The organism is Parabacteroides bouchesdurhonensis, from assembly GCF_900186615.1.
GTDB lineage: Bacteria > Bacteroidota > Bacteroidia > Bacteroidales > Tannerellaceae > Parabacteroides > Parabacteroides bouchesdurhonensis.
Window position 1 is genome coordinate 347,096 of sequence record NZ_LT896588.1, and the last position, 20,203, is coordinate 367,298.

22 protein-coding genes and 1 pseudogene are annotated in these 20,203 nt (G+C 39.0%); 17 read left to right on the plus strand and 6 right to left on the minus strand.

Translation table 11 applies throughout. The features are described 5' to 3' along the window. Window positions 1–48: 48 nt before the first annotated feature. Window positions 49–627 carry a uracil-DNA glycosylase family protein gene (locus tag C1721_RS16245; protein ID WP_234347561.1) on the plus strand — a complete coding sequence of 193 codons (579 nt, stop codon included), beginning with the start codon at window positions 49–51 and terminating at the stop codon, window positions 625–627. Window positions 628–720: 93 nt separating this feature from the next. On the opposite strand, the gene C1721_RS01545 is transcribed toward C1721_RS16245, so the two are convergent. Beyond that, window positions 721–2,223: a glutamine synthetase family protein gene (locus C1721_RS01545; RefSeq protein ID WP_102406532.1), complete on the minus strand. Its 1,503-nt coding sequence runs from the start codon at window positions 2,221–2,223 to the stop codon at window positions 721–723. A gap of 47 nt (window positions 2,224–2,270) precedes the next feature. Then, window positions 2,271–3,230 carry a glycerophosphodiester phosphodiesterase family protein gene (locus C1721_RS01550; RefSeq protein ID WP_102409185.1) on the minus strand — a complete coding sequence of 320 codons (960 nt, stop codon included), beginning with the start codon at window positions 3,228–3,230 and terminating at the stop codon, window positions 2,271–2,273. 189 nt (window positions 3,231–3,419) lie between these two features. Here C1721_RS01550 and C1721_RS01555 point away from each other — a divergent pair, with 189 nt between their 5' ends. The 10 genes from C1721_RS01555 (at window position 3,420) to C1721_RS01600 (ending at window position 13,009) form a co-directional block, all read left to right on the plus strand. Continuing rightward, window positions 3,420–3,890, plus strand: coding sequence for a hypothetical protein (locus C1721_RS01555; protein ID WP_102406534.1), 471 nt, complete (start codon window positions 3,420–3,422; stop codon window positions 3,888–3,890). 162 nt (window positions 3,891–4,052) lie between these two features. Continuing rightward, window positions 4,053–5,219: a 6-bladed beta-propeller gene (locus C1721_RS01560; RefSeq protein WP_102409186.1), complete on the plus strand. Its 1,167-nt coding sequence runs from the start codon at window positions 4,053–4,055 to the stop codon at window positions 5,217–5,219. Between the two features lie 263 nt (window positions 5,220–5,482). After that, window positions 5,483–6,502, plus strand: a complete 1,020-nt coding sequence (locus C1721_RS01565; RefSeq protein WP_102406536.1) for a tyrosine-type recombinase/integrase — start codon at window positions 5,483–5,485, stop codon at window positions 6,500–6,502. Between the two features lie 215 nt (window positions 6,503–6,717). Beyond that, window positions 6,718–7,272, plus strand: coding sequence for an RNA polymerase sigma-70 factor (locus tag C1721_RS01570; protein WP_102406538.1), 555 nt, complete (start codon window positions 6,718–6,720; stop codon window positions 7,270–7,272). An 86-nt stretch (window positions 7,273–7,358) separates the two neighbouring features. Next, window positions 7,359–8,126, plus strand: a complete 768-nt coding sequence (locus C1721_RS01575; RefSeq protein WP_102406540.1) for a hypothetical protein — start codon at window positions 7,359–7,361, stop codon at window positions 8,124–8,126. Between the two features lie 18 nt (window positions 8,127–8,144). Beyond that, entirely contained in the window at window positions 8,145–9,137 is a 993-nt protein-coding gene (locus tag C1721_RS01580) for a FecR family protein (RefSeq protein WP_102406542.1), read from the plus strand. A 100-nt stretch (window positions 9,138–9,237) separates the two neighbouring features. Further along, window positions 9,238–11,874, plus strand: a complete 2,637-nt coding sequence (locus C1721_RS01585) for a carboxypeptidase regulatory-like domain-containing protein (protein WP_102406544.1) — start codon at window positions 9,238–9,240, stop codon at window positions 11,872–11,874. Window positions 11,875–11,943: 69 nt separating this feature from the next. Continuing rightward, on the plus strand, window positions 11,944–12,186 hold the full coding sequence (locus C1721_RS01590; RefSeq protein WP_102406546.1) for a hypothetical protein: 243 nt from the start codon (window positions 11,944–11,946) through the stop codon (window positions 12,184–12,186). Further along, complete coding sequence (locus tag C1721_RS01595) at window positions 12,170–12,556, plus strand: RteC domain-containing protein (RefSeq protein WP_102406548.1); 387 nt, start codon at window positions 12,170–12,172, stop codon at window positions 12,554–12,556. The genes C1721_RS01590 and C1721_RS01595 overlap by 17 nt, the downstream gene beginning before the upstream one ends. Before the next feature lie 129 nt (window positions 12,557–12,685). Next, window positions 12,686–13,009, plus strand: a complete 324-nt coding sequence (locus C1721_RS01600; RefSeq protein ID WP_032578136.1) for a helix-turn-helix domain-containing protein — start codon at window positions 12,686–12,688, stop codon at window positions 13,007–13,009. A 68-nt stretch (window positions 13,010–13,077) separates the two neighbouring features. On the opposite strand, the gene mobA is transcribed toward C1721_RS01600, so the two are convergent. Further along, window positions 13,078–13,527 (minus strand): conjugal transfer protein MobA, encoded by a 450-nt coding sequence (gene mobA / locus C1721_RS01605; protein ID WP_102406550.1) that lies wholly within the window; start codon window positions 13,525–13,527, stop codon window positions 13,078–13,080. A 491-nt stretch (window positions 13,528–14,018) separates the two neighbouring features. Here mobA and C1721_RS01610 point away from each other — a divergent pair, with 491 nt between their 5' ends. The 5 genes from C1721_RS01610 (at window position 14,019) to C1721_RS01630 (ending at window position 15,883) form a co-directional block, all read left to right on the plus strand. After that, window positions 14,019–14,318, plus strand: coding sequence for a DUF3408 domain-containing protein (locus C1721_RS01610; RefSeq protein WP_102406552.1), 300 nt, complete (start codon window positions 14,019–14,021; stop codon window positions 14,316–14,318). Further along, window positions 14,315–14,632 (plus strand): helix-turn-helix domain-containing protein, encoded by a 318-nt coding sequence (locus C1721_RS01615; protein ID WP_102406555.1) that lies wholly within the window; start codon window positions 14,315–14,317, stop codon window positions 14,630–14,632. Before C1721_RS01610 ends, C1721_RS01615 begins: the two co-directional genes overlap by 4 nt. A 10-nt stretch (window positions 14,633–14,642) precedes the next feature. Continuing rightward, window positions 14,643–14,945, plus strand: a complete 303-nt coding sequence (locus tag C1721_RS01620; RefSeq protein WP_102406558.1) for a DUF3876 domain-containing protein — start codon at window positions 14,643–14,645, stop codon at window positions 14,943–14,945. A 58-nt stretch (window positions 14,946–15,003) separates the two neighbouring features. Then, window positions 15,004–15,297, plus strand: coding sequence for a helix-turn-helix domain-containing protein (locus C1721_RS01625; protein WP_102409187.1), 294 nt, complete (start codon window positions 15,004–15,006; stop codon window positions 15,295–15,297). A 286-nt stretch (window positions 15,298–15,583) separates the two neighbouring features. After that, window positions 15,584–15,883 (plus strand): hypothetical protein, encoded by a 300-nt coding sequence (locus C1721_RS01630; protein ID WP_102406560.1) that lies wholly within the window; start codon window positions 15,584–15,586, stop codon window positions 15,881–15,883. 39 nt (window positions 15,884–15,922) lie between these two features. Here the strand turns inward: C1721_RS01630 and C1721_RS01635 are convergent, their stop codons facing one another. Continuing rightward, entirely contained in the window at window positions 15,923–17,245 is a 1,323-nt protein-coding gene (locus tag C1721_RS01635) for a site-specific integrase (RefSeq protein ID WP_102406562.1), read from the minus strand. A 26-nt stretch (window positions 17,246–17,271) separates the two neighbouring features. Continuing rightward, complete coding sequence (locus tag C1721_RS01640) at window positions 17,272–18,504, minus strand: site-specific integrase (RefSeq protein WP_102406564.1); 1,233 nt, start codon at window positions 18,502–18,504, stop codon at window positions 17,272–17,274. A gap of 318 nt (window positions 18,505–18,822) precedes the next feature. Between C1721_RS01640 and C1721_RS01645 the strand changes: the two are divergent. Then, a pseudogene (locus tag C1721_RS01645) lies at window positions 18,823–18,981 on the plus strand (site-specific integrase); the annotation flags it as partial. A 243-nt stretch (window positions 18,982–19,224) separates the two neighbouring features. On the opposite strand, the gene C1721_RS01650 reads toward C1721_RS01645, so the two are convergent. Beyond that, window positions 19,225–20,064: an aldo/keto reductase gene (locus C1721_RS01650; protein ID WP_102406566.1), complete on the minus strand. Its 840-nt coding sequence runs from the start codon at window positions 20,062–20,064 to the stop codon at window positions 19,225–19,227. Between the last annotated feature and the right edge of the window lie 139 nt (window positions 20,065–20,203).

Consider the following 20,203-nt stretch of genomic DNA (forward strand, 5'->3'; position numbering starts at 1 on the left):
AGCCGGGATAATATCGATAGTGAAGGCAAACCTTATCCTATTCTACACATGCAATTAACAGAACAACATCCGCTTGGATTCTTCCTGCCGGAAAATACACAGTTATTAATGTTAGGAAGTTTTCCTCCGCCTAAAGTCAGGTGGTCAATGAATTTCTATTATCCGAACATACAAAATGATATGTGGCGTATTCTCGGATTACTTTTCTATAATAGCAAAGATCATTTTTTAGAAACGAAGAAGACGTTTAGTGAAGAAAAAGCTAAAGCATTTTGCAATAGTAACGGAGTTGGAATAGGCGATACGGCAATGGAAATTGTCCGCCAGAAAGATAATGCTTCCGATAAATTTCTGGAAGTAGTGAAACCTATCAATCCCAAAGAAATATTGAGCCAGATTCCCGGATGCAAAGCCATTGTCGTAACCGGGCAAAAAGCAATGGAAACCTTATTATCCGTATTGCCAGAAATGGAAGAGCCTAAAGTCGGTTCTTTTACCGAATTCACATTATTACAACGTAACTTTCGCTTATATCGTATGCCTTCCTCTTCACGGGCTTATCCAAAACCTTTGGAAGAAAAAGCGGAGGTTTACAAAAAAATGTTTGTTGAATTAGGCATGCTATAATACGAAGCCGATTTTACTTCCTTCCGGGAGAAATTTTAGTTCCATTCGGAAGAAAAAAGAATTTCTTCCGAATGGAACTTTTTTCAGCATTGATTATCCACAATGAAAATAAGCTTTAACAAGCTCTTTCATGCCTTCCGCATCTTTCTGCAAATCGGCACGTAAAGATGCATCGTTATATGATTTCAATTTCTTTATAATGCCATCAATCATATTCGGGCTAAATACATTATATTTTTCATAAAGCGCCCTTTGCTGCTGCAGGCATTCGGCAGAAGCGGCACAGCTATCCGGCAGTTGTTCCAACGACTTCAACCGGTCCGCATTCTCCGCCTGATGGATATTTACGTTTACATACGTTTTATCCGCAATATCCAACGCATTTTCCAATTCAAAACCATGACGACAGGCTACAGCCAATCCGGCAAGTAACTGATAAAGATCGGCCGATCCGTCCGGTGAACGCATTTCTACCGTTTGCTTCTGTGTCGTATCATAATGAGTTGACGACTCCAACGGATTAGCAATAGTGCACATATCCTTTTTTGCAGACCATCCTAACGGTACACGAACAAGAACAGAACGATTCCGGTCTCCCCAACAAATATTTGTAGGAGCTTCCTGATGGGGAACCAAACGGAAATAAGAGGTAGGATTTGTATTTCCAAATGCTGTTATAGACGGGGCCAATACCATCATCCCGGCAATTGCCTTACGGGCGGTTTCCGAAAGTAGACCATTATCCAGCATCTGATTTTTTCCATCCTTCATAATACGCATGTGAATATGTAAACCAGAACCTGCTTTCCCAACCGTTATTTTTGGTGTAAAAGTAATATTATATCCGTATTCACTTGCCAGATTACGGATTACCCATTTGGCAATCATCAATTGATCGGCAGCATCACTGGCATGTGTAGGAAGGAATTCTATTTCATTTTGCTCATATACCATACCATCCTGCGTAAAATTACCTACCTCAGAATGTCCATACTTAATCTGTCCTCCGGTTTGCGCAATATATTTCATACATTCGGTACGGAACTGGTTAAACTTGGCATACGGAGCAGATTCATGATAACCTCGCTGGTCCGTAGCAGGGAAAAGCCCTTCATCGGGTGCTATTACATAATATTCTAACTCGCCCATTGCCTGAAATTCCATGCCGGTTACATCTGTAAAAGCCTTACATGCTTTATGTAATGTATATTCCGGCGCACTTTCCAAAGGTTCTCCATCTTTATTAAAGAAAGAGCAAAGCATCGTCAGCGTAGGTAAATCAGAAAAAGGATCTACAAATGCCGTGCGGAAACGAGGCACAACATATAAATCACTGCTACCAGCCTCAATAAATGAGAATAAACTGGAACCATCAACCCTTTCTCCACAAGTAAGAATTGCATCCAGATAAGCAAGGTTGTTAATTACAAAATTCAGTGTCTTTAGACGTCCGTCTCCTGCCGGATACATAAAATTCACCATATGTATATCCTTTTCCAGGATATACTGAATAATATCCGCTTTGGTAAATTCGGCTGCAGGTTTCTGCAAAGACTCCACTAATGAATTGGAGTTCATTACTAATTCGTTGTTCATGTTTTGTTGATTGTTTTTACAGTATTAAGATATAAGATAATGTCTTTTTATTCGAACTCCTGTAATCCGAAAAACTTTTCTTTACTGCTGTTTTCAGGTATAAAAGAAGAGATTGCTCCGGCTACTTCTATAGGACGATCCGATTCAATAACATCTACGCCTTGTCGCATTATCTGACGATAAGCTTCTGCGCGATCATCTTCCGTCGGTAGCTTATCATCCGTTGGCGCAGTTGAAACCATACACATTACGCCTCGTTCGTGAAGCATATCTATCACTTCCCTGTTTTCTGGAGTAATCGTTGGCCCTACATATGCCATAATATGATTCCAAGGAATACCATTTTCTTCATAATCCAATAAAGCGTCTTTCGTTTTAACAAAAGCTTCGAACACAAAATTTGGATTTTTTTCATAGAAAAAACGGGCATCTGCTCCATTATGAACGGTTATCATAACGTACGATTCGGCATTCATATCGGTTATTAATTGGGCAGTACGCTCCATAGGAACATCTTTCTTATCCAGAATCAACACCGTTTTTCCTTTTGCCCAACGGATTGCATCTTCCAATTTAGGAATCCGGCAGTCCGTTAAATTACCGTCAGGATCTTTCAGGCGCAACTTTTGTAATTCCTCCCAAGTATAGTCGGCAACTCTTCCGGTACCATTGCTCGTTCGTTCTAATGTATCATCATGAAATAATACGATAACGCTATCTTTCGTCAAACGCGGATCAATTTCAAAAGTGGCAGGCGTATAACTTAGTGTATTAGCAAACGTTTCAAGGCTATTTTCAGGAAAACCTTTCACCCTGCCGCCACGATGTCCACTAATCAATGGTATACGATCTTCCGCATATTGATAAAATGATATTAAATCATTCACACTGGCTATTTCTATTGTATTCAAGCCATTATATTCCACATCGTTTTTCGGAGCATTCAACACACAGGAAGAACACACTAATACAAAAACACATATTACGACAGTAATCTCCGATCTCATGATTTGCATACTTTTATCTAATTTTACCTGATAAAAAATCAAAGATATGATTTTTATTCACATTTAGTTCCTCCTGAGAAATCAGGTTTTACAGCTTGTATAGCAGCCTGTTTTTCGGATATTTTTAAATCAATATTATTTAAAACCGGAAGCAATGATACTGTTTTCCGAATAGCAAATGATAAAATTATGCCGGCACTTGTTTTGAATCTCAGAAATTCAGACAAAGAGGTGGCTCGTTCACTTGATATTACGGATTTCAGTAGTTTGAAAGGGAAATTAGGTGATGATAAAGACATATTTATTTCAGACATATTTGAAACCTCTTCTCAATATTATTTCCGTTTTCGATTTAATCTCAGTCACTATGTGGCATCAGTTAATAAAAAAACAGGAAAAACACTCGTAGAGAAGTGCGAACAACCCGGTACTCTAAAAGAATTAGCAGATGCAAACCTCATGCACGGCATGCTCGGTACAAAATGTCATGATAATTTCCCTATTTGGGGACGTACATTTGGAAATAATCTGGTACAAATTGTTACTCCATACGAATTATCTCTTTATAAAGACAAGAGTTCAATTTCCATTCCAAACGATTTGATTACGAAGGAAGAAGAAGGTAATCCTTTCTTCATATTTTATAAACTAAAAAATTAGATTTCATAATAAAGCAATAAAAAGACGAATAATTCGTAATAAACTGATTAACTTCATAAAAAAGGCAGAACAGAATATTGTTTCTATCATAATAAGTATTACTTTTATGCACTTGAGAGGTAGACGAATACAATAAAAGTGGAACAAATAATACCAACTATTATGAAAAGAACAACTACAATTTTAGCCGGAATCCTGTTCATAATGGCAGGATGCGAAGGGAACAAGCAAGCAACTGACGATCTCATCACAGTAGATGTTACCGCGAACTATCCGAAAAAGGAACTCATTCTTCAAGACTTTATGGATGTAGAATATGTCCCACTGGAAACGAATGACGAATTTATTTGCCAAGGTTTTGTACAAGATATTGGTAAAAACGTAGTGATTGCAAAAAATTATAACAATGATGGAAATATATTTCTTTTTGACCGCAATGGAAAAGCTTTACGGAAAATAAACCATCAGGGGCAAAGCGGTAAAGAATATTCACATATTCTAGGGATTACACTCGATGAAGACAATGGTGAAATATTTGTCAACGACATTTATACAAAAAAAATATTGGTATACGACCTGTTTGGGAATTTCAGAAGAAGTTTTAAACATAAGGAAGGTGACGGATCTCTATTTTACACCGACATATTCAACTATGACAAAGATCACTTAATTTGTTATGATCCATATAATAAAGAAATAGCATTTGTTCTTATATCCAAGCAGGACGGGAGTATTGCCAAAGAAATTAAAATTCCATTTAAAGAAAAAAAAGCAGCAGTAGCAATTCAGAAAGATGAGACAAGTGGTATGACTTATTCTGTAAGTCCCGGCCCTTATCGTACAATAATTCCTTTTAAAGGAAATTGGATGCTTTTAGAACTTTCATCCGATACAGTGTACTCTTTTTTGCCGGATTACAGTTTACGTCCATTTCTCGCAAGAGCCCCATCTATAGAATCCATGCAACCAGAAGTTTTTCTAATTTTAAGATTGTTTTCCGATCGCTATTATTTCATGGAAACAATAAAAAATGAATATAACTTTAATACGAATAGAGGATTCGAGAGAACTTACTTTATGTATGACAGACAGGAAAAGGCCTTTTCCGGATATACTATATATAATGGCGCTTATTCAACCAAAGAAGAAATATATATGAGCAGTTTAAGACCTGTCAATCACGAAATCGAATCATGGCAAAGTTTAGAAGCCTATCAGCTGGTTGAAGCTTACGAGAAAGGAAAACTGAAAGGCAAATTAAAAGAAATTGCCTCAAAATTAGATGAAGAGTCCAATCCGGTAATCATGCTGGTAAAACATAAGAAATAAAGAAGTTAAAATACTATCCAATTATGAAAAAAAATGACTCAGATTTATATGAGTATAGATTGGAATAGAAAACAAAAGCCAATCAAGTGAAAATAAATACACTGTATAATAAGCAATTACGCCGTATCTATATCTTCTTTTGTTTTACTTGATTATTGTTGCTTGGCTCTTTTTCGGTACATTTTTGTTTCTTGTTTGTTCCTTAATTCGGATTATTCTTTCTACCTTTGTGGCAGAAATAACGAGTAAAGCAAGGAGGGAGTATGCCACGAGTAAAGAAGCCCGCGAAAGTAAAAGAGCCGATTCGTCTTCGGATGAAAGAGTTGGCCAATGGAAACAAAAGTCTGTATTTGGATATCTATCGGGACGGTAAACGGACGTATGAGTATCTGAAGATGTATCTTATCCCCGAAACGGATAACAATGCCCGTGTGCGGAACCAAACGACTATGGCCGCAGCCAATGCCATCAAATCGAAACGGATCATTCAACTTACCAACGGTGAAGCGGGTATCGAAACCCGTGAAAAGGTTTTTCTTCTGGACTGGATGGAGACCTACAAAGAGAATCAGGCGAAGCGAGGAAAGAAAGATGGAAACCAAATCCAAGTTACGATCCGCATCCTGAAAGATTATGCCGGAGAACGGGTAACGATGGATCAAATCGACAAGACATTCTGTCAAGAGTATATCGACTATCTATTGACTGAATATCGGCCAAAGGGTAAGCAAGTATCAAATTTTACGCTACACACCTATTACCGCATTCTGAACGGAGCTTTGAATGCAGCCGTGCGAGCGGAAATTATAAAAGTCAATCCTTTTACGAAAATCAACAATTCGGATAAAATCCGTTTGCCGGAGAGTAAGCGGTCGTATATGACCATAGAAGAGGTTCGGGCATTGATTGCTACTCCGATGAAAAACGAGGCCGTAAAACAGGCTTATTTGTTCTCCTGCTTCTGCGGACTGCGGATAAGCGATATTATCAGCTTGAAGTGGAAAGACGTGTTTGTCGATAGAGGACAATACCGTTTGGCTGTATCCATGCAAAAGACCAAAGAACCTATTTATCTGCCGCTTTCCCCCGAAGCCTTGAAATGGATGCCGGAACGTGGAAAGAAGACATCGGAAGACCATGTATTCGATTTACCGAGCCCAACAATGATAAACACGCTTCTCAAACCTTGGGCGAAAGCGGCTGGAATAGATAAGCGGTTCTCATTTCATACCGCCCGCCACACGTTCGCCACGACTATTACATTATCATTTATTTTGCTGTAATACAGATTGTTATAAAAGTTGTTTTTGAAAAGGGTAACGGATAAGCAACGTGCAATCTACCTTAAACAGCTTGTAATTGCAACATTTCAAAATACTCATTACAAATATAGTTATTTTCTTCTAATATCTATAAGACTCTACCTTCTTTCTTAATTATCTTTTGTAGTTTTGTAATAATATCCAAAAGTTGTATAGCAAAAATCTATTATTAAAGAATGGAGAATTTAACAAAAACGACAATCGAAGCATTACAAAATGGAAACCATAAGGCTTTTGAAGAAGTGTTTTTGACTTACTTTGATAAGGTTAAATATCTCTTGACTGGACTTTTGAGGTCAGAAAGAGATGCAGAAGAATTGACACAAGATATTTTTGTTAAGTTGTGGATAAATCGTCAATCTATAGACCCTAACAAGGTATTTAGTATCTATCTATATACTATTGCACGTAATACAGCTATAAATTATTTAAAGCATAAGCTGGTTGAAGAAAATTTCAAAAATAGTTTTAATGACTTTGATGTAGAGGAAGCAGACAGTTCAGACGAAATCCTATTTGCAAAAGAAATCAGCCTTTTGGTGGAAATGACTGTGTGCAGAATGCCTGTACAAAGAAGAAAAATTTATCAGATGAGCCGTGAAAAAGGAATATCTAATAATGAGATAGCGGAAGAATTGAGAATATCCAAGAAAACCGTTGAAAATCAGATTAGTTTGGCTTTACAGGAAATCAAGCGTGTCATATCAGCTTTCTTGATTTTTTTCGTTTAGGAGAAAAATATTCGATTTAGGTCGGGAGTAACAAGCTACATGGTTGTATATATAGTATAAGCACTCTAAAAGAAAGGAAAACAATCATGAATAAGCGAGTTACTATATTATTATTACTGTTTTTGACATCTGTTCCTGCCCTTTTCGCTCAATCCATTGAGGATAAGAAACGGATAGATGTACAAAGTAAATCTTCTGTAAATGCAGGGGAACAGCTATTAAACACTGAACATATTAACCCGGAATTATCGGACGAGGTCAATAAAAAGGAAGTAATTAAAAAGGAACTATCTTCTTCATCGGAAATAGCACCTGTCAATTCTTCACAGGGGGTATCTCCTTTTTTCTATGCTTATCCAATGATTATGAAAAATATTCCTATTCTTACTGATTTCTACCGATTTCAGCAAAATCGTATATACAAACAATTTTCGTTTGTCGGTAGTGGTCAGAAAGTATCTTATATAGGACTGGGAGAGTATATTTCGATTAATGGTGCTATACGTTGGATGCCATCTAAAAGATTATCTATTGACGCCGGGGGAATGTTCAGTCGCCAGTTTTACTTTGCCTCACCTCTTTTTCGTCAGGATATTATGGGAGTAAATACAAGAATGCAATATGCCCTTACAAATAGTATCAGCTTGAATATATGGGGACAATATATTTTTCCGGGAGAACAATCTCCGTTTTCTGCTTATAATCCATTATTCCCCCATACAGGTGTAGGTGCATCTGTTTCTGTCGATTTAAAGAAAGATACAGAAATGAGTGTTGGAGCAGAATATCAGTATGATAATAAATCGCAGAAATGGAAATTAGAATCGTCCGGACGTGTTTCTATTGGTTTCTAGCAATATAAAAATGCAACTATGAAAGAGAATTATATATATCAGATACTCAAACAGTTCTTTCTAAATTCATATCCTCCTGAAATCGAAAGCAAGGTACAAAAGTGGATAATCAAAGATAAATGGACTGCTGAAAAGAATAATGCCATGTCTGCCATTTGGGATGAAATAGAAATTCCTCCAAATGATAATACATACAGAGCGTTGGATAGAGTGAAGAATACCATCAGGCAAATAGAAAGTAAAAAGAAGCATTTAAAAATGCGACGTGTTTTGCTGGGAAGTGCTGCTGTGATTATTCCTATACTCTTGTTGCTGGGCGGTTATTTCTATATAAATCAAGACGTAAAAATGATAGAGGTGATAACTTCAAGCAATCAACAAAAGCAATGCACCTTGTCTGACGGAACAACCATTTTATTAAATTCTTGTACAAAAGTAACTTATCCGTCTGAATTTAAGGATTCCGTCCGAGTGGTAACATTGGTAGGAGAAGCCTATTTCTCGGTAGCAAGTGATGCCGCTAAACCATTTATTGTAAAGACGAAAGACTTATCTGTAAGAGTTCTTGGAACGCAATTCAACATATCGGCTTATCCATCGGACGACCGTACAATTGCTACGCTGAATCGTGGCAAAATACAGGTTGATATTCAATCCGAAAAAGCAGATAACAGGTATATTCTTAAACCTAATCAGGAGATTGTATTTAATAAGATTGATAAATCCGTATTGATAAATTCTGTTACAGGTGAAAATATCGGTTGGAAAGAGGGTTCGCTTGTCTTTCAGGATGCTACATTCAATGATATTATAAATACGATTGAACGCCGATTTGGGGTAACTGTTGAGTATGACAAACAAGGATTCTCCAATATACCTTATACCCTGAAATTCATGAATAATGAAAGTCTTGAAGACGTCTTGGATATATTGCAGGATGTTGTAGGTGGTTTTGAATACAAAAAAGAAGATAGTAAAATAACGTTGATGCAGAAAGGGGGTGGTAAATAGAAAAAAGAACCGGAAATTGTTTAGAAGCCACTTCCCGGTTCATAAAAGTCAAACTTGTTCCATGTAAAAATAGTATTTAACTTTTTAATTATATTAAAATATGTCTTTATCGAAGTTCAAATGTAGGCAAAATAGTTCGGGCTATAAAATAATCAGCCTGATTATTTTCCTTTCTATCTCTATTCATTCAAATGCCCAAAATGAGAAATTCACTATTTCGGGGCGTGGCATTACTATTAAACAAGTCTTTGAGCAAATTGAAGCACAAAGCAAATACACGGTGGCTTATAGTAAAGCTCAAATAGATGTCGGACGGAAGATTACAATAAGCGTCAAAAAGGCAGAACTCAAAGAAGTTCTTGAAAAGGCGTTAAAAGACACCGGATTCACTTATAAAATCAATGGTCTGCATATTATTATCATTCCTGTGCCATCCAATTCTTCCCAAAGCGTTACTCCCCGACAAACCATAAAGGGAATTGTCAAAGATGCTGCATCCGGTTCTTCCATTCCATACGCCAATGTGGTTCTTTCAAATACTCATCCGCAAATAGGAACGACAAGCGACAGCTTGGGGTATTTCAGGTTCAATAATATTCCTATTGGCAGATATGATATTCAGGCATCTTATCTTGGTTATGAGCCTGCCGTAATGAAAGAAATCCTGCTTACTTCTACCAAAGAAGCAAATTGTGATATTGCGTTGGTTGAAAACTCCCAAAAGTTGGATGAAGTTGTGGTACGTGCAAGAATTAATAAAGAACGTCCGCTTAATGCAATGGCTTTGACGGGTGGGCGTATGATAAGTGTCGAGGAAGCCAACCGATTTGCTGGCGGATTGGACGACCCGGCTCGTCTTGCTACATCTTTTGCCGGTGTAGCCGGAACTCCGGGAACAAATGCTATTGCTGTACGAGGTAACTCACCTCAATTTTTACAGTGGAAAATGGAAGGCATAGAAATTCCTAATCCTACTCACTTTGCCGATGTAGCAGGCGTGGGCGGTGGCTTGTTTTCAGGATTGAGCAGTCAAGTAATGGGTAATTCGGACTTTTTCAATGGGGCTTTTCCGGCGGAGTATAATAATGCCTTGTCCGGAGTATTTGACATGTCTATCAGAAATGGAAATAATGAAAAGTATGAGCATGCCATTCAAATAGGGCTTTTGGGATTGGATTTTGCTTCTGAAGGCCCTATTAGCAGAAAAAACGGAAGTTCTTATATTTTCAATTATCGTTATTCCGCAACCGGATTGATGGGGGCTTTTACCGATAACACAGGTATAAGCTATCAAGACCTTACTTTCAAGCTGAATTTCCCGACACGTAAGGCTGGAACATTTTCTGTTTGGGGCATCGGCTTATTGGATATGAACAAAGATGATGCGTTGGAGAATCATTCGGAATGGGAAACTTTTGCTGACAGACAGAAGTCTAAAACAACGATGGCTAAAGGCGCGGGCGGAATTACGCATAGGTACAATTTAGATAAAGATGCTTATTTCAAAACGTCATTGGCGGCAACCTATTCCGATAATCGTCCTAAAGTGGAACAACTACTTGGGCAAAATTCATCCTACTATTTGCCTGTTGTAGATATGAAAAGTACAAATTTAGACATTGTTCTAAATTCCTACTTTAATAAAAAGTATAGTGCCCGTCACACTAACCGTTCAGGCATTACTGTTACGGGACTATTATATGATTTGGATTTTAACTTATCCCCTAATTTCGGGCAAAATCTACCGATGCAAAAGATTGCCAAAGGTAATGGGGAAGCTATGGTTCTATCGGCATACAGTAACTCTATTTTCAAATTGACAGACGAATTGACAGCCAGCGTAGGAGTGAATGCTCAATTCTTCACCCTTAATTCAAACTGGACGGTAGAGCCACGTTTAGCTTTAAAGTGGAACTTTAGTCCCAAGCAATCCATTTCTTTAGCTTACGGATTACATAGCCGCCGGGAGAAATTGGATTATTACTATGTGAAAACTTCTCAAACAGGAAATAAAGAAGTGAATAAAGATTTGGATTTTGCTAAAGCACATCATTTTGTGTTAGCTTATGATTTAAGCATTTCAGAAAACACCCATTTGAAGATAGAGCCTTATTATCAGGCATTGTTTAATGTACCTGTCGAACCCGGAACGTCTTTCTCTATTATCAATCACGATACTTACTACTTAGACCGTCAATTAGTGAATAAAGGTAAGGAACGGAATTATGGTATAGATATAACGCTGGAACGTTATCTGAATAAAGGATATTATTATATGTTGACTGGTTCTGTCTTTAAATCCGAATATCGTGGCGGTGATAACATTTGGCGCAATACACGGCTTGACCGGGGATATTTGTTCAATGCTTTAGGTGGTAAGGAATGGATATGGGGAAAGCAACGCCAACACATGTTTAACACGAACATTCGTTTGTCCTATCAGGGTGGCGACCGTTATACACCTATTGACGAAGCAAGTTCTTTAACAGAAAAGGATATTATCTATGATGAAACGCAAGCATTTAGCAAACAGTTCTCACCTGCATTTACTGTCGATTTAGGTGTGAGTTATAAGCTAAACAAGAAACGTGTCTCCCACGAGTTCGGGCTTCAACTCCTGAACCTGACCGGATATACCGGGCAACATGGGTATCAGTATAACGAACAAACGAAAATTATAGAAAAAGTAGATATAAGCAATATATTACCTAATCTTAGTTATAAGATTCAGTTTTAAATATAACTTCAAATAAAATCAGGTTTGATATTACATTAAATATCTTTCCTGATTTTTTAATAATATAATATGAGAAGGTTATTAGAACAGAGATTTTTTCGGCTATTGTCGGAATACTCGCAGCTTAAAGTTTCTGCATCTGAATTTGCGGAAGCTATCGAAGAATTGGCAATACATTTGGCTGATTTCAGTATTAATGAACAGGATTATAGCGTGTTACTACGTTATTTTTCCTTTGGACTAAACAGGCTCAAATCGCATCGTGTGCAATTTGAGCAGGGGGAAAAATGCCCTGTTGTTGCTTATAGATGAAGCAATAGAACTAATCAAAACAGAAATACGCATAGTGAATTTGCGCATCAAATACCCCGAACAATTCCAGCAACACGCAAATAAACTATTTCTTTCTCCTCTCCATTTAGCAGACAAGACAAGCCTTATTAACGTCATGGAAATTGTCAGCGGCTTGTTTCTTTCCAAACGTGTAACATATCAGAATGGAAAACCCGTTCATCTGACGGACTTAGGCAAAGCCTTTGAATGGCTCTTTAACATTAAATTAGGTGATTATCACCAAAAGTACATGGATGTCATCAAACGAAAGCCTGCCAAGTTAAGCGAGTTCCTTGATGAACTGGCAAACCTTATCCGAAAAGAACACGAAAATAAAGGGTATAGATAATCAGGTGTTTAGCATCAATTTATACGGGGTAGCGTATGCTACCCTGTAATTTGTTTGCTTCCCTTTTCCGAACTTTGCTTCATCAATCGATTGGTAATCATTTATGTATAACCTGAAAAACGAAGCAATATGTATGTAGATAATTACGAGTTCAAGGACTGGATGCAAAAGCTACTTGATAAACTGGAAGAAGTAGGCAAAGACGTAAAGAGTTTGCAGACCAACCCCGAAGTAATGCCGAATGACAAACTTTTGGATAATCAGGATTTATGCCTGCTATTCAAAGTCAGTACCCGGACATTACAGAGATTGAGAAGCAAGAAACTGCTGCCCTTTATGATGATTAGCGGAAAAGCCTATTACCGGGCTTCCGATGTGCGTGAGTTCATAAAGGAACGGTTTGATGTGGGTACGCTCCGAAAGTTCGAGAAAGAACACGGAGCAAATAAGTAAGAGTGAAATTCATCCCGAAGTTGTACACGTGGCAGCTTCGGGATGTTTTTCTTATGGCAAGTCTGTATTTACTTCTCTGCCGATATTATCCCCTCTTCCTTATAAGATGCTTCAAACTGTTTGGTAAGCGCAATAATCTGCTGGTTCGTCTTTACCAGTTCAACAGTGTATTGTTCCAGTTTGTAAAGCAAGGCAAGTGCTTTCTTCTCCGCAAAATTGGAATGAAGTTCTTTCACTACCTGATTATAGTTATTGCCGATACTCCTGAACTGACTGAATAACTGGGAGAGTTGAATGTAATAATCAACCTTGCTTTTATCAATTTTAAGCACCTTAAACGATTTCCCAAAAATACAGTTCTTAATGAAATGCGCTTTTATCTTGTAGCCTGACTGGTCGTAAAAGGCTAAGAACTTGGCGTTCTCCACATCGTCCAAATTAAGAGAATAGCGGTGTGTTCGTGGGTCAAGTTTAGGCTTGCGCCCACCTTTGTTAAATGGCTTCTTTTTCTGTTCCATAATGATAATTATTTACTGGTTTTACGACTTCGGAGTAAAACCAACCACCTGAAAAGGTGGCAAGGTTTTGAGGCACAAAAAATGAAGTGCGGGCCTCAAAACACAACTTGCTATGTTCTAATGAACATAAAAATCTTCCCTATGGTCAGATTGCCAAAGCAAGCGGTTCGGCTTCCTCCTATGTCTGTTTATTGGTTACAAAATTACAGACAGCGGTTTACCCCTGAAATATGCCCCGTTACGCCAAATTGGAACACAGACGGACAAAGTACCCCCATTTTTAAAAGCATCTGTTTTTCCTCTTTTCTTTGCTAAAAATTGATTGAATGGTGGCAATATATAAGGTATTCAAACAAGGTTTGAATATGACTTTAAACCTTGTTTAAAAACCGTTTAGAAATATAGCAATACTGCTATAAAATTGGCTTGTTCCCTTTCAATCAGTATCAGAAATCAATCAACTTATTTATAAACCATTAGAATTTGAAAGCATGGAAAAAGAAAAACAATCATTACAGGAAACAGGAAGTAAGGAACAGGAAAGCTATAAATCGGTGTTCCTCAAAAAACGGTCGGTTTGTAACCGTCAAAGCGTGTACATAAGTGGAGAGATACAGAAACGTATTACGCAGATTGTAGGAGTGATTACGGGCAAACAGGTAAGTATCGGAAATTTTATTGATAACGTACTGGAAGAACATTTAAGTACACACAATGATGTCCTTTCGGCTCTCTACCGGAAAGAAATGCAGAAAGGAATATTCAACGAGCCAAAAGAGAAAGACGTATGAATATCATAACTATTGAGGAACAGACCTTTAAACAGATGTGCGGGCGGTTCTCCGGTTTCGTCAGTCAGGTGGAACGGATTTGCAAAGAGAATACCCACCAGCCGGAGAAATGGTTGTCAGGTCGTGAAGTGTGCGCCCTGCTCGGTATCAGCATCCGAAGTTTGCAGAACTACCGGGACAGCGGTAAACTGGGCTACTCCCAAATCGGGAATAAGCTGTACTATAAATCTGCCGATATTGAAAGACTGGTTGCAGAATGTACAGTAAATCATGTTTCAGGAAAGAAAAACAACTATATACCAACCAACAAATAAGTATCGCCTCATGAAAAGAAAACAAGATGTCAATTCAGAAGCAAAGCAATCTTTCACCCTACCGGCTATTGTCGGTACATGGGAAAGTTTAAATCTTCATCCTACGGTGATGATATACCAAAGCAAGAAAAAGTATCTCCTTTCGATGCTCCATGTATCGGATAACGGACAGGCGCAACCTGCCACTTACGAGATACAAAAGGAAGATAGCCGTTACTTCATCGTTTCAACCTTTAAACGGCTTTATATCGGCTATGACAAGGTAAAAGACTGCCTTTCCATTTCTTATTATGGCGAGTATTTGCGTAACTGACAGGTGATATATGTCAATCATTCAAATCAATTATGAATCAATAAAACGATATGACAATATGGAACTGATAAACGGCAATAGTGAGATAATTAAGGATTTCTTTCAGTCTATGGAAAGAATGTTAGATGGTATCGGTAAACTGGCAAAGGAAAACAGACCGCATTTGAACGGTGAAAAGTTTCTAAGTAACAGGGATGCAGCCAAATGGCTGAAAGTAAGCATCCGCACGCTGCAAGAATGGAGAGATACGGGCGTTATCCCATACATTCAGATAAAAGGCAAAATAATCTACCGTCAAAGTGATATAGAACGGCTTTTGCAGACCTACTATAATAAAAAGCGGCAGGAATAGCCTACCATTCTTAAAAACACATTTTTTTCCGAAACTGACTAAGAACATTAACTTTATCAGTGTAGTATTTCGTCTGTGCAAGTCTTTAACTAAAAATACAACCCGAAGCGCAGCGCAGGTGTGGAGATTTTTAGTTAAACCCGTAGGGCTTGGACTTGAACGGACGGAATACGGAGCTTACCTTTGTTAATGTTTTATTCAGATTTGGAAAAAGTACGAAAGCCGGATAGTAATTGCTTGCATTTTCCTATCTTCGTAGAAATTTAACTTTTAAAATGATACCAATATGGAAGATTTAAGCGAAAATGAAAATACGGTTGCCGTACTGACTATTTATTACAAGGAAAAACAACTGACAAACCTTGTTTTTAAAAGGCGTGAAATGGCTGATAAATTTGTTGATACTCTGCAACAACTATTGAATGAAGAATGGAAAAAGGATTTTTCTTTCAGTGGCTCGATTACTACGGTTTATGACAGTCAGACACTTAGTGAGGAATTGGGCGGTTTCCTGAACGGTACAATCAAGCCTAAAGGCACATTGTCGGAGATAATGCAACTAATCAAGGTTGCAGGGATGAATTAAAAAGAAGATAGGTTCTGCCTATCTTCTTTAACCTGTATCTTATTTCTTTTCGGGAAATATCTGCTTTACTTTCAGCCATTGAGAAAATTTCTTATGTGCTATGTCCGAAGTAATATCACTTTCAAGGACTTGGTATTTACCGTTTACTTTGGTAAAGAGTTTTTTCATGTCCTCGTTTACTTTCTGATTGGTGATTTTGGCATATAACTGTGTCGTTTGAATAGAACAGTGTCCCATGAGCTTGGAGAGCGTTTCTATCGGAACTCCCTGAGAGATACACGTTTGGGTGGCATAAGTATGACGTGCCATGTGATAGGTTAAATTCCGGTCTATACCGCATAATCGGGCTACCTCTTTCAGATTGGTGCATATACAAGAAAGATTTATCATATTGAAAACTTTATCCGTTTTCCTTTCATCCTTGTACTTTTCTATAATCATGAGGGGGATGCTTAACAATTTGATACTGCATACCGTCCCCGTCTTTTGGCGTGGTATCTTTATCCATGTGCTGCCGTCCTGTTCCGTTGTCAGGTTCTCCACCGACAAGGCGCACATATCCACATAGGACAGACCCGTAAAAGACGAAAAGACAAACCAGTCCCTTGTACGGTAATATCTTTTGTTCGCTATCGGAGTGGTGAGCAGCTTTTGAAATTCCTCTTCCGTCAGATGCCTGTATTTTTTCAAAGGCTGTTCCGCCACATAGTTCATAAACGGATTGCGTTTTAGTGTCCCCTGATTGATGGCACGTGTAATTATCTTCTTTAGTAAAATCATGCGGCTTAAAACGGTGCTTGCCTGCATCCGCTTTTCCACCCTCAAATAGAAATCAAAATCATTTATAAACTTATGTGTCAGGCTGATTAACGGCACGTCTTCCGAATTGTATTTCATGCGGATAAAGGTTGAAAGATGCTTGTATGTCAGCAAATAGGAATAATAAGTATCATAAACCCGGTTCACGCCCACACGCTTTTCAAATTCGGTGTTATGTTCCCGGAATAGCTGTAACAGGCTGGATGCCTTTTCACCTACACCGTTCAGGGCGTTCTTTACCCTTTCGGCTGTTACATACCCCTCTGTTTCCACTATCCGGGAATAGTGGGCTTTAACCTGCTTTTCCAAACGGTCAAGTGTCCGGTTTATCCCGGAAAGTTCCTTTCTTTCTTTTTTCGCCCGTCCTTTCTTTGCGTCCCAATCAGGGGAAGAAAGATTAATTTTCGTGCTGAACTGTACGGAATTTGCATCTACCGTTATACGTCCAACTATCGGGCAAGTACCGTCTTTTCTACGTTTGGACGTATTGAGATAAAACAAGATTGCAAAGGTGCTTCTTTTGGCTTTTGTATTCTTTTCCATATTGATAGTAATTTAAAATGATTTATTTATTGCTCTACACCAACTAACCGGAATTTATCCTTTATCCGTTCTTCCAGTTTGTCGGTGTCCTCTGATATTTTATTATTGCTGATTTTTGCGTATATCTGCGTGGAACGCAAGTCCCTGTGTCCTAACATACGGCTTACGGTTTCTATCGGTACACCTTGCGACAGGCAAATTTCCGATGCGTAAGTATGTCTTCCGGCATGGAAGATGAGTTTTCGTTTCAGTCCGCATAACTTGGCGATAACTTTCAGGTTCTTGTTCAACCTGCCGCAACTTTGCATTGGCAACAGTTTTCCGTCAGGGGCTAAACCCTTGTATTTATCAAGTATTTGCAGGGGGATTTCCATCAGGGGGATTTCACAAGGCGTTCCGGTTTTCTGCCGGGTGGTTTCTATCCATAACACGCCATCGGAAGCCCTGACAATATTCTTTTCTGTAAGGTTGCAAATATCCCTGTACGCCAGTCCGGTAAAAACAGAAAACAGGAACATATCACGGGTTAAGTACCTGCATGGATGGTCTAAAGGCGTGGTTATTATCTTATGCAATTCGTCACGGGTCAGATATTTCTGTTCAGCTTTCGGTCTTTCGGGTGAATAGCCCTCGAACGGGTCACGGGTTATAATACCCTCGCCAATGGCAAGTTTTATCATTTTACGCAAATGGCGCATGATGCCCAATATCGTGTTGGGTTTTAATTTCAATTCCACACGCAGATAAAAATCGTATTTCTCGATGAAAGAGAAATCAAGCTGTGTAAATGGAATATCCGATAACTTGTATTTTAACGACATAAACCGTTTAAGATGGTTCAGGGAATTTTCATACTGTACCTGTGTGGATAACTCACGGTTCACGCCTACACGTTTCTTAAAATCTTCATTGTGGCGTGCAAAGTAGCTGATTAGTGTTTCCTGCCCGGATGCGATGCCTTGAAATGCGTTCTTTACCTCGCTTGCGGTGATAGTATTTTTTATTTCTTGTAATTTGCGGTAACTGGTGTTTACCGCTACATTGATTTTATCCAGTATGGCGTTTATTTCGGTGGCGTGTTTGCTCTTGCCTGTTACCCTGCCCGAAACAATATCCCAAAGGGATGCTTTGGCGGTAACTTTTGCGCTGAACTGCGCAACATCTTTTCCGATGGTGATTTTCCCTATAACGGGGCACTCACCGTTTTTCTTTTCACTGGTCTTTCTTAAATAGAAATGTACTTTCAAACCTGTTTTCATATCTCTGTTTTTTAAGTTGATAAAATTACTTCCAACAGAGTTATTTGAAATGATGCGAGCCACTGACAAATAGACCGCTCAAAGGTCTAATAAGGACAGCGAAAAGAGAAAAACGAGCCGATTTACAGAAGTCCCTCCTAATTCCTTGTTTTTCTGCCTGTTGCCGACCTCTAAAAAGGGTAACGGATAAGCAACGGAACTACTACCTGAATACGCTCTTTTTTTCTTTTTCAAGGGTGGACAGCTAACGACTACAAACGACAAACATACATGATTATCTGCGCTTTACGTCTTATTGCTAATAATTACCTTTCTGTATATACTTTTGAAACGATGATGCTGACGCTCGGTGCAGATCTCTATACTACCTCAAAGCTGCTCGGGCATGCCGATGTGAAGATGACGCAGGTGTACGCCAAAATCATCAATCAGAAAAAGGACGATGCCGTCAATTTGGTAAACGGATTGTTCGATTAATCAAATTAGAGATATAGAAGAGAATGTGTTCACATCCACACATATTCAGGTCACAATCAGAATTAGGTTTACTTTAATCCGGGTACGTATAGGAAAAAAACAAAGTAAAGTGATTATAATGGCAATAAACCATATTGACCACCAAACGCTATAAAAACAGTTTGGGGTGGTCAATATTTTTGTAGGCAGCCAAATCATTATTGAATAACTACAGTCTGCTTCCTCATTTAATTTCTGTACTCTTTACCTCCATCCCATGAACATACGGGCGGTTTCGGCGTCGTGATGGTCGAAGAAGAGGCTACGGCCCGTGTCGAGCGTGGCGATGGCGGCCATATCCTCATCGGAGAGTGCGAAATCGAATATGTCTATATTCTGCTGCATCCGCTCTATGTGGGTCGATTTGGGGATAATGATGACGCCGCGCTGAATGAGCCAACGCAGGGCGACCTGCGCCACGCTTTTGCCGTATTTGTGACCGATTCCGGCAAGAACCGGATTCGTAAAGAAGCCGTTGCGTCCCTCTGCCAGCGGTCCCCAGGACATGATGCGTGTGCCGAACTCCTCCATGATTTTCTGCGGTTCGATTTGCTGGTCGAAGACGTGCGTTTCCACTTGATTGACTGCCGGAGCAATTTCCATGTTGCTGGCGATGTCGATGAAATGGTCGGGATAGAAGTTCGAGACACCGATGGCACGGAGTTTCCCTTCTTTATACGCCTCTTCCAGTGCGCGGTACGCGCCGTAGCGGTCACAGAAAGGCTGATGCAGCAGCATCAGGTCGATGTAGTCGGTCTGCAACTTGCGCAGACTCTCGTTGATGGAAGCTTTTGCCTTTTCGTAACCGTAGTTTGAAATCAAGACTTTCGACACGAGGAAAATCTCTTTGCGGTTGATGCCGCTACGGCGCACGGCATTACCCACACCCTCCTCATTGTGGTATGCCTGCGCTGTGTCAATCATGCGATAGCCCACGCTCAGCGCATCTACGACGCAACGCTCGCACTCGGCGGGCGATACCTGATAGACGCCGTAGCCTATCTGGGGCATTTCGACGCCGTTGTTCAATTTTACTGTATTCATATTTTTATTACGATTGATTATTCCGGATGCAAAGTTATGCGCTTTGCCACAAGATATTGTTATACAAACTACGGTTCGGGTTGTCCTTTTTACAGATAGATGCGATTCGGAATCTTTGTTCCGATACAGAAACCGGAAT